12 protein-coding genes and 1 pseudogene are annotated in these 9,949 nt (G+C 43.8%); 5 read left to right on the forward strand and 8 right to left on the reverse strand.

The genetic code is table 11. The features are described from left to right. Window positions 1-158: 158 nt before the first annotated feature. From AC1DUA_RS11330 to AC1DUA_RS11345, 4 genes are all read right to left on the reverse strand, one after another. The gene (locus AC1DUA_RS11330) at window positions 159-617 is read right to left on the reverse strand and encodes a Ger(x)C family spore germination C-terminal domain-containing protein (protein ID WP_477499844.1); all 459 of its coding nucleotides are present in this window, start codon (window positions 615-617) and stop codon (window positions 159-161) included. A 58-nt stretch (window positions 618-675) separates the two neighbouring features. Continuing rightward, the gene (locus tag AC1DUA_RS11335; RefSeq protein WP_477499845.1) at window positions 676-1,185 is read right to left on the reverse strand and encodes a Ger(x)C family spore germination protein; all 510 of its coding nucleotides are present in this window, start codon (window positions 1,183-1,185) and stop codon (window positions 676-678) included. Further along, window positions 1,092-1,664 (reverse strand): spore germination protein, encoded by a 573-nt coding sequence (locus AC1DUA_RS11340; RefSeq protein WP_477499855.1) that lies wholly within the window; start codon window positions 1,662-1,664, stop codon window positions 1,092-1,094. Before AC1DUA_RS11340 ends, AC1DUA_RS11335 begins: the two co-directional genes overlap by 94 nt. Window positions 1,665-2,064: 400 nt before the next feature. Beyond that, window positions 2,065-2,496, reverse strand: a complete 432-nt coding sequence (locus AC1DUA_RS11345) for a CBS domain-containing protein (RefSeq protein WP_477499846.1) — start codon at window positions 2,494-2,496, stop codon at window positions 2,065-2,067. A 161-nt stretch (window positions 2,497-2,657) separates the two neighbouring features. Here AC1DUA_RS11345 and AC1DUA_RS11350 point away from each other — a divergent pair, with 161 nt between their 5' ends. Together AC1DUA_RS11350 and AC1DUA_RS11355 are read left to right on the forward strand one after the other, a co-directional pair. Beyond that, entirely contained in the window at window positions 2,658-3,119 is a 462-nt protein-coding gene (locus AC1DUA_RS11350) for a divergent PAP2 family protein (RefSeq protein WP_477499847.1), read from the forward strand. A gap of 75 nt (window positions 3,120-3,194) precedes the next feature. Beyond that, on the forward strand, window positions 3,195-3,632 hold the full coding sequence (locus AC1DUA_RS11355; protein WP_477499848.1) for a GNAT family N-acetyltransferase: 438 nt from the start codon (window positions 3,195-3,197) through the stop codon (window positions 3,630-3,632). A gap of 29 nt (window positions 3,633-3,661) precedes the next feature. Here the strand turns inward: AC1DUA_RS11355 and AC1DUA_RS11360 are convergent, their stop codons facing one another. After that, window positions 3,662-5,092 carry a sensor histidine kinase gene (locus AC1DUA_RS11360; RefSeq protein ID WP_477499849.1) on the reverse strand — a complete coding sequence of 477 codons (1,431 nt, stop codon included), beginning with the start codon at window positions 5,090-5,092 and terminating at the stop codon, window positions 3,662-3,664. A 315-nt stretch (window positions 5,093-5,407) separates the two neighbouring features. Further along, on the reverse strand, window positions 5,408-6,160 hold the full coding sequence (locus tag AC1DUA_RS11365; protein ID WP_477499850.1) for an MBL fold metallo-hydrolase: 753 nt from the start codon (window positions 6,158-6,160) through the stop codon (window positions 5,408-5,410). 145 nt (window positions 6,161-6,305) lie between these two features. Here AC1DUA_RS11365 and AC1DUA_RS11370 point away from each other — a divergent pair, with 145 nt between their 5' ends. The 3 genes from AC1DUA_RS11370 to AC1DUA_RS11380 all read left to right on the forward strand — a co-directional run bounded on the left by AC1DUA_RS11370 (window position 6,306) and on the right by AC1DUA_RS11380 (window position 8,304). Continuing rightward, window positions 6,306-7,199 (forward strand): alpha/beta hydrolase, encoded by an 894-nt coding sequence (locus AC1DUA_RS11370; protein WP_477499851.1) that lies wholly within the window; start codon window positions 6,306-6,308, stop codon window positions 7,197-7,199. Window positions 7,200-7,280: 81 nt separating this feature from the next. Next, window positions 7,281-7,901, forward strand: a complete 621-nt coding sequence (locus tag AC1DUA_RS11375) for a stalk domain-containing protein (protein ID WP_477499852.1) — start codon at window positions 7,281-7,283, stop codon at window positions 7,899-7,901. Between the two features lie 91 nt (window positions 7,902-7,992). Beyond that, window positions 7,993-8,304, forward strand: coding sequence for a DUF1292 domain-containing protein (locus AC1DUA_RS11380; RefSeq protein ID WP_477499853.1), 312 nt, complete (start codon window positions 7,993-7,995; stop codon window positions 8,302-8,304). 133 nt (window positions 8,305-8,437) lie between these two features. Here AC1DUA_RS11380 and AC1DUA_RS11385 read toward each other — a convergent pair whose 3' ends face one another. Continuing rightward, the gene (locus AC1DUA_RS11385) at window positions 8,438-8,857 is read right to left on the reverse strand and encodes a DUF1885 family protein (protein ID WP_477499854.1); all 420 of its coding nucleotides are present in this window, start codon (window positions 8,855-8,857) and stop codon (window positions 8,438-8,440) included. Between the two features lie 84 nt (window positions 8,858-8,941). Continuing rightward, window positions 8,942-9,949: pseudogene (locus AC1DUA_RS11390) on the reverse strand (aminotransferase class I/II-fold pyridoxal phosphate-dependent enzyme); the annotation flags it as partial.

Here is a 9,949-nt window from a genome sequence, read left to right on the forward strand (position 1 = left end):
AACATAAGGAGACAAACCATAGATGGGGTGTAGTGTATGAGAGAAATAGATATTCATCATCTGATGAATCAACTCGGAATTCAGCCTGATCAATTACATAAATGGATGTCTGAACAAGGGACTGCTGGTAAGGGGGAAGGGGCACGTAAAGCCGATCATTATTTGATCACGCCTACTCCTTCGAGCTTCATTTCGATCCCAACACGGAACTCCAATTCGGGATAAAGAGATTGCCATGTATGCCATTCCTCTTCTACTGTTCCAAAGTGATGCGATCGATACTTCAGTCCGAAGCCGAGGGGATCTAAGTTGTTGTCTCGGAATTTTTTCAAAAGCCGCTCCATCTTTACTTCAACGTATTGGCAAACTGCTGCTTCATATTGGGGGAGTTGACTGATTTCGAGCGTACCTGATGTCGATTCTTCAATGACACCTCTCATCTTAATGTGCATATCCACATAGGGTGGTCCACTCTTGGGAATGCGCACGTGATAATTCGAATTGATATTATCCACCGAAACAAAAAACTTGGCACCCTGAAAAGGCGCTCCAATTTCTACTTTATTAATACTTGCCTTTATAATATTAAAAAGTCGAGTTTCACTTGGGTTTAACATGTATTAATGATGAAATGGTTATTAGCCGATTCCACAATAGGAAGAATGGGATCTAATCCTAGTTCTTTTTTTTGCGGTAAAAGTTGAATAAGTACTCGGAAACCACATAACCCGATTCAACCCCTGTCTTACCAAAGCTTAGCAGCAAGGAGTTGCCAGGCATCCTCTCGTGGGAAATTTTTGTTCCCAATACGGCTTCGGCTGAAGGTTGTCCTACAGCAACCCACGACACGAGCTGGATATCTCTGCGACGATTGAGCCAATCTAACTCATTGATGCCATATTCCTTCAGAAACGAATAGCCAAAAATAATAATTTTTGCATGACCGAAATCCAATTCTTTATCGACCTTAGACTTCAGCAATCGAACAGCTTCTGTGATGGAGTCTGCATCCTGGGTAATCAATTCGTATTGAGCTGAACTATAATCGAGGCTGCTTCCAGGAACGGCTAATTTGAGCGAAATCCGGTATTTCATATCTTTTTTTTCAGACTTATCAATCCCAATGGAAACAACGAAAAATCGTTTGTCAATATCCTTGAAGCCGCACCCTCCGCATAGGCACAAAAGCTTTTGGACAACCGTCCGATCTCTAGGCATTCCACGCGTAAGGAGTTGTTCTGATAGCGGAAGCGGATCAGGTTGATATTCGTATCAATATGCTCGCTAAAGCCCGTTTGTGGGCCTTGAATGGTTGCTTCCACTTGAGCATCGCTTAACGCGGCGGCTTTGATTTGTGCGGCATTGAAGAGCAGAATGCGGTCTCTGAGCAAAATGGCGACATGGCCCGCAATAATTTTGTTCAGAGCGTCAACATTGGAGGCAGGTCGGTTGCAGCCTGGAAAAGAGAGTAAATAATTTTCAAACTCGTCTTCCTGTTTCATCTGGAAAAAAGGTTGAATGATCTCGTCCCGGATCAAGCTGCTATCACAAATATTTGTAATAAATAAAATTTCGGCTTGAATATGCGTTGATTGCATCAAACGATGTTCTAAATCGTCGGAAGGGCCCAGTTTATCAAGCAGCCATTGCTTGTTCTGGCTCATTGGATTCAAGGATATCCTTCCTTTCCAAGCAAAGTTTTCCTCTTAGTTTGTCTCTGGAAGGGTAAGCCTATCCATGCCATTAGGAGATCTGGTTTATTTGGGAAGCTATGGGGGGGATTTTTATTGTATGGGGTGGAGGACTTAAAGTAGATTATCCGCGGGAAGCGGGCAGTCCGTTCCTGGGAGGAACGGACCCATACTTCCAGATTCTATTGATTGAGGCCATTATGGATAAAATGGATGACATTGGAAGATTACATGTGTTTTTTCAAAACGATGCGGATCGGACCAGTCCAGTACCTCATTGCTGCATTCCTCGTGTTTCAAAGGTTGCATATGTTATTTATTCCTGTAGATCGTTATGTGTATGCCTTGCTTCCATCTGATCGTAGTGCTGTGACTACCTCTCGCCTGCAGCGGAGGGGGATTTGAACACGACTTGCTTTGCGCAGTATTCGATGATTTCACTTCTACGGACAATACCGATGAACTTGTCGGAATCATCAACGATGGGCACGAAGTTTTGCACTTTGGCCAAATCAATGAGATCCACCATGTCAGCATGGATATGAACCGGTTTGTTTTGCACGCGCAGTGGAACCTCAGAAAGCAAATGGCGGTGGGCATTCTCAAACGAGATGCCTTCCGAATTTTTCATAAACCATAACAAATCGCCTTCGGTGACTGTCCCTACATAATGACCATCGTCAGATAGTATTGGCACCGCGGTATAACGGTGATATTCCATACGCTCAAGTGTTTGACGAAGCGTTGTTTGTAATGTTGTTGTGATAACCTCGGATTTCGGTAAAAGGAAAAAAGCAATATTCATCATTCACACTCCTTAGAGTTTTCATAAGAAAACTGACGTTGCTAGCAAATGCTTGGAGTTTTTCGCAGGAAAACTTTCTTCGTAAGCTAACACTCCTATTGTATCAAAATTTACGAATAGAATCTAAACCTGTGTTGGATGCTACAAGTGAGGTGAACAGAATGAATAGAGCTCTTATAACAGCATTGCTAGGAATTGGTACCGCACAGGCGATCAAAATTCCTCTTACTTATATGACAAAGAAGGAGTGGGATTGGTCGCAACTCATTCAAACCGGTGGAATGCCTAGTTCGCACTCCGCGGGCGTGTCGGCTTTAGCTACTTATATTGCTATGAAAAGAGGGCTTTCCGCAATTGATTTTGCCATTACCTCTGTTTTTGGAGCTGTCGTCATGTATGATGCCATGGGAGTCCGTCATGCAGCAGGGGAAATTGCGATAGAAGTGAATGAAATTGATGAGCAGGTTGAGCGACTAGCTATGCAGCAACCAGGCTTATACCATGCCCGCAGACGTAAAGCTTTGAAAGAGAGGCTTGGGCATTTGCCGCGGGAAGTTTTAGGCGGTGCAATTTTGGGGGTAGCAATTGGCGCTTCCAGCTACATGCTGGAGAAAAAGAGGTAGACTTTGACGCATGTGGACATCTTTTCTTGAATGAGATAAGATCAAGGAATATTCATTGAAAGGAAGAAAGTCCACATGGAAATCATTCGCGTTACGAGTCAAGATCAACTGCAAGAGTGCTTTAAGGTTCGTTTCAAAGTGTTTGTAGACGAGCAGCAAGTGCCAGAACATTTGGAGATGGACGAGAAAGATGAATCGCCTGAAGCCTGCCATCATTTTCTTATTCTAGACGGCGAACAACCTGTAGCCACAGCCCGTTGGCATGAATACCAGCCCCAAACTGCCAAGTTGCAGCGTGTAGCTGTTTTGAAAGAATATAGAGGCCAATCCCTAGGTAAGCAAATTATTCTGGCAATGGAGCAGCAAGCCCGCGAATTGAACTGCACTTCATCTATTCTTGATGCGCAGTGTCAAGCTGAGGGTTTCTATAATCAACTGGGATACCAAGTCATTTCGACAGAACCATTCTACGATGCAGGAATTCTGCACGTAAGAATGAAAAAGCCGCTGTAATTACAGCGGCTTTTTTTACTATGTCGATGTTACTGCGCCAGAGGGAATGTGATGATGAATCGTGTGCCAGTTCCAAGCTCGCTTTCGACCTCCAGCGTTCCTTGGTGATCTTGCGCGATTTTGTAACAGATCGATAGGCCAAGTCCTGTTCCGGATTCTTTCGTCGTGAAGAAGGGGTGGAAGATCTTCTCTAACTGTTCATTCGGAATCCCAGGACCATTATCGGCTATAACGACGGTCACACTTTTGGCATCAGATGTTAATTGCATGTGGACAACACCGTTTTCTTCCATAGCTTCGCAGGCATTTTTTACGATATTGAGCAGTAATTGAATCATTTTATCTTGATCCATCATGACAAGGACGGAATCTGTCGATTCTTTATAATGAATTTGATGGCCGAATCGGGTTGCTTCCGACTCCATCAGTGCAATGACCCTAAGCACACACTCGTGTAGGGAGTAGATCCGGAAATCGATGCTATGCGGTTTGGAGAATTGCAGGAATTCACCGGTTAAATCACTCATACGATCAATTTCTTCCATAATAAGGCTGTACCAATTTTCAATGTTGTAACCGTTTGCTTTCGAAATCTGCAAAAAACCTTTAACCGTTGTAAGCGGGTTCCGTATTTCGTGAGCCATCCCAGAGGCTAATTCGCCGATGACTCTTAGCTTATCGGATCGAAGCATATGTTCTTCGCGTTTTAACCACGATTCGCGTTTCTTTGTAAATAAATTAYTCTCAGCTAATAAGATTAAATCATCTTTCGTCAAGCCATCTAGCGGGTAGGAAGCAATCCCGTAGGTAATTTGTATGCCTGTCAGTTTAGGCAGCTCGGAGTCCAGCTTTAGTTTTAAAGAGGAGGAGGAGGATTGGTCAGCAACTAATGGCATAACCACTGCGAATTCATCACCGCCGTATCTTGCGATAAAAAGAGCATCTTTAAACAAGATTTGGAGGAGCTCTGCCATCTGCTTCAGTATAAAGTTACCAGCCTGAAATCCGCGGGTTGTATTCATCGCTTTCAAATCTGTACAATCAATTAGAATCAAGACCAAACCCTGCTTCTGACGGATGAGCTGCTCAAGCCGGCGATGGGATTCTTCATAATTGTATAGGCCAGTTAGCGAATCCTGCTGCGATAATAAGTAACGTTCTTTCTTCAATCGATCAGCTTGTTTGAGCGTGGAATATGTCGCTTTTGTAAGCAAAGCAACGGTTGTGAAATGCAGCAAGCATTCAAGCGCATAAATCCAAAGCAAGTCATACAGCCCTTTAATAAGATAAACATTGGATAAAAAAATGAGTGCGTAGGAGACGGATAGCGCCCACGATTTTTTGCGATTTTCTTCTGTATAAATATCGTAGAACAGCGTTAGTATGTATAGAGGGAGAATCAAATTTAAATGACCTATGTAATGTAAGAAACCAATGAGCACGATGCGAAGCCATGGCATTACAGCACTTTTTGATTGAAATCGGAAACTTATCATGTACAGTAAAACGAGAAGGATTTGTATAGGAGTGTTAATGGAAGTGTGTAGAACTGTCGTATATAGCATAAAAACAAATGCGTAAGCAAAAAGAATCCAATTGATTATCAAAGTATCATCTCCTGCAAGTTACGATGTCCGGAATAACCACTATTGAGACATGTTCTCTGTCTGTTTACCCAAATCCTGCTTTCAGGTAAAAAGAATAGGAAATAAACACGGATTTTCGCGAAAAAAGAACCTTTAGGGAATTGATATCCAAAGGTTCCATGATGATAATTATTCTGAAAGATCAATGATTTCGTGTTGGACAACGAACTGCATACGGCCGGTTTTGCCAATAAAGTCGCTCATGTTGTCAGCATAATGCATGAGATAGATCCGCTGCTGAATATGCTCTGGTAACGTGAGTAATTCGTCGAGTGTAGCGTGTATGAAGCCTTGACCGCTTAATTGACAATCATGAAAGATGGTGTGGCAGTTTCTTTTATCAATAACCTCGTGAATAAGTAAATCTTCGCTGAATCGGATGTCCGCACTATAGAAGATTCGGTCGTTGATAAACAGAGAGTAGCTAGGTTTGCTGGTAATATGAATTGTGGGCACAAGTTCAATGGTTAAATCAGGACCTATGACAACAGGCACTTGTTCCTCAATCACAATGACGTCAAAATAATCCTCGAGGGAATGAAATCCTTCTTCTGGATTATACATGCCGCCTTTCAAGGTGTTCTCCCACAAGACCTCTGCGATCGCTTTCGTTAGATAAAGCTTTGTTTTCTTCTGATTGCTTTCATATAATAAGCGGAAAGCCATTTCTTCTAATCCGCCAACGTGATCGGCATGAATATGTGAGATCACGATGCCATCGATTTGATCGGGTTGTATCTGTATGTCGTTAAGCGATCTTGGAGTTGTTGAACCACAGTCGATGAGTATATTCATTTCGTTTGAACGGATTAATGCGCTTGTATTATAAAATGTTTTGGCAAAAGCACTGCCGGTTCCCAACATTTGAATTTGCAAACTCATTCAGCCGCCCCCATTTTTCGACAAAAAACATCTTTTTCTAATGTAGCATGGGAGGTTGCTCGATTTCAACAATAATATGTATGACATATAAGCTTAAAATAGGATTTGTACATATTTTTATTTCATTTAAGGTGATGATATTGGGATGATTTGGTATCTAATTGGAGCGCTAATCGTGACGATTGGCTTGATTCTGGTGGGCATTTCTACCTATGTAGGCTGGCAGCTAACACATCCGAAACGAAAGATCGTCGATGAGTTCCCTGAGCCATATGGCTTGCAGAAGCAGGATATTACATTTCCTAGTCAGTCACAGGATGTTGCCTTGGATGGATGGTTTTTCGAATCTCCTTCCGCACCAGCTGGAGAGCTAGCAACGACGGTCATTATGTCACACGGATATGCGGGTACACGATTGGAAAAGGGACTGCCAGCGCTTGCCTTAGCGAAGGTCATTGTTGATGACGGCTATCATGTGCTTATGTTTGATTTTCGCAATTCGGGCAACTCCGGAGGCAATTTGACGACTGTCGGCTATCTGGAGAAGCAGGATGTACTGGGCGCAATTAAGTGGGTGCAGGAGAATGTCCCTAGTAAAATTTGTTTGCTTGGTTTCTCGATGGGAGGAAGCACGTCACTTCTAGCTGCAGCAGAAGAGCCAGCGGTTGTGGGGGTCATTACTGATAGTGCTTTTAGCCAGTTAAGCCCGTACTTGCGAGATAACTTGCCGGTGTGGTCGAACCTGCCTAGATTTCCGTTCACACCTTTGATCTTGGGCATTTTGCCAAGGTTGATAGGAATCAATCCCAGGCATGTAGATGCGCTTGCGGCTGTCGACCATATCTATCCTAGACCGATTCTGTTCATTCACAGCAAGGATGATGATGCGATTCCCTGGTCGAATAGTGAAGCGATGTGGCGTCGGCATCCGGACGTTTTTGAGCTGTGGCTCACACAAAAAGCGGGGCATGTCGGTTCTTATCGAATGCAGCCAGAGGCATATAGCCAACGCGTTCTATCATTTTTATCAAAATTATAAAATCATCGCAACTCTTTTTAACCTTCGGAGTATAAAGATGCAGACATAAAGTTTACTAACGAGAGCTGGAGGTTATTTAAAATGAAAGTTGTTCAGCGGATATTTACGTTGATGCTGGTGTTTTTTGTTCTAAGCACGGCTGCAGTGGTGGCCTCATCGATATGGGGGGATTTTAAGGGTTACAACATTGCACGTCTGATCGTCAACGATACGACATCGGAGTTCGCGGATTCGGATGTTCCGCCACTTATCGTTGATGGGAGTACCGTTTTACCTTTACGTGCTGTTAGCGATGCGTTGCAAGCGTTGGTGAAATGGGATAATTCCAACAAGACAGCCTATTTGTACAAACCGAACGTGCACTTGTTCTTTACAACGGAAGTACGGAAAGACTCTGCCATCGTTCCATTTGGCGTTGTTGAACGTGGTAAGCAAGCGGATTTTATTGTGTTTGCACAAGTCGATAATTTGAAAACAAGCATTAATTCTGTCAAAGTATCTATTATTTCGCCAAGCGGCAAGAGTGTGGTTACACCTGTCGTGAAATCCATCACTGACGCCAAGGAGTCTTTCTGGCTGAAGGTACCATTGTATGGTGTTGCTTTTGATGAAGCAGGTACTTATGTTGTTAAATTTGCAATGCAAGCGACAGGCGCTACCGATTATTCCGTCGTTTCCGAGAAACAGATTCAATCCGAATAGGATAAGCTTGCGAGAAAGTGGTTTGACCTCTGAATATGAAAATGTTAGGATGATTACGTAACTAATTATTCGACGAAATGAGGTTCTGCCTGTGAGCGATGAGAAGCACGATCATGTACACGGCCCGGACTGTGACCACGATCACGAGCATGGGGAAGATGTTTTTATCGTAACGGACGAGAACGGTGAAGAGCACGAGATGGTTATGGTGTATACCTTCCAATCTCAAGAGCAAGCTTATGCGGTATTGCTTGATCGCAATGATCCTGAAGCGGACGGCGTAATTTTCCGTGTTGAGGAAGATGGCGATGACGCTTTCCTAGTCAACATTGAGGATGAAGAAGAATGGGAACGCGTAGTGACCATTTACAATGACATCGTAGCTCAAGAAGGCGAAGAATAAGAGCTATACATAAGAAAGGGCTGTCCTTTAAGTAGTTAATCTACTAAAGGGCAGCCCTTTCACTATCATATAAAACGGGGCTGTCCTAGAGGTTTAGTAAAACCTTCTGGGACAGCCCCGTTCGTGTAAGATTTCATTTTCGAGGATTGAAGTACATGATTCTGCCGTTAAATAGATGAAGTTCAGCTTTAAGCAACTTGCCAAGGTATTTGCAAAACTCATTGCCTTTGCTCTTGTCGCCATGTGTGGCGTCGTCAGGCAATACGACTTGGACATAATGCCGATCTTCCTCTTGATTCTTCTCGCTGCCGACACCAATCACAATATATTTGTATAAAGGATTGATACCTTTCAGATAGAACCATTTACCTTCGCCTTCCGGCTTGGTCTCAATGGTATAAGGGAATCCGGCCTCGTCATATTCCCAGCCAAGCTGCTTGGCTGTTAGACTGAGCTGCTCACGGTAATGCAGAAGCCTGTCCTTCAGTTCATCCAAAGTGAGTGCGGGTACTTGGGAGCCTGTTACGAATTTAATATAAGCGCTTTGAGCCATTCCTTGTTCACCTCATTCGCTAAACATCACCAACATCATAGCATCATGTAAACGGTTTTACAATAACTACCTGCACTCAAAAGTCTAGAATATCGCTTGCGTCTCAACGATAACTTTGACATTTTGAACACTGCGGTCCTCAGGACCTTTGACTGGAAGTCCGACCTCAACATGCTCGACGATGTAATCAATAAGCTCTTGCGTGATGACTTCACCTGGAAGTAAAATCGGAATCCCTGGTGGGTATACATAGATGAACTCAGCGATGATACGGTCTGCGGAATCTTTGAATGGCAGAATTTCGGTCTCGCCATAGAAAGCATCGCGAGGCGTCAGCGTCAATTGCGGAATAGCAGGGACTTTAATGACAACTTCTTTAACTTAGCGATGCCAGCAAAATGTAAGACGTGGAAGTCGTCGTAAGCATGGAGATAATCGTTTGGATCCGCTTCGGATTTACGCGATTTCCTTTCACGTTCAAGACGGAACTTTGCGTCATGGACCCGCCTAGCTTATGAACGCTAGTTGCTGCCATATCGGCGCCTGCTTCCATAGCAGACATCGGCAATTTGTCATGGAAATGAATGAGCACGCCATGCGCTTCATCAACAAGGACAGGCATGTTGTAGCTGTGTACCAGGTCAACAATCTCTTTGAGATCCGTGCATACGCCATAGTAAGTCGGGTTGATGACCAATACGGCTTTGGCATCAGGATGCTTCTCAAGCGCTCTACGGACAGAACGAGTAGGAATACCGTGGTCGATTCCTAAGTTTTTGTCACGTGCTGGTTGGATAAACACGGGCTTAGCGCCAACGAAAATAATCGCGGCAAGAACGGATTTATGTACATTTCGCGGGACGATAATTTTATCGCCTTCGGAGCAGACTGTCATGATCATCGTCATGATCGCTCCGCTTGTTCCTTGTACGGAGAAGAACGTATGGTCGGCGCCGTAGGCGTCCGCAGCCAACTTCTGGGCTTCCTCAATGACACCCATCGGTTGATGGAGATCATCCAGCGGTGCTATATTGATGAGATCGATGGACAGGGCATTGTCTCCAATAAAGGAACGAAATTCCGGGTCCATGC

The organism is Paenibacillus sp. 01T422 (assembly GCF_056398785.1).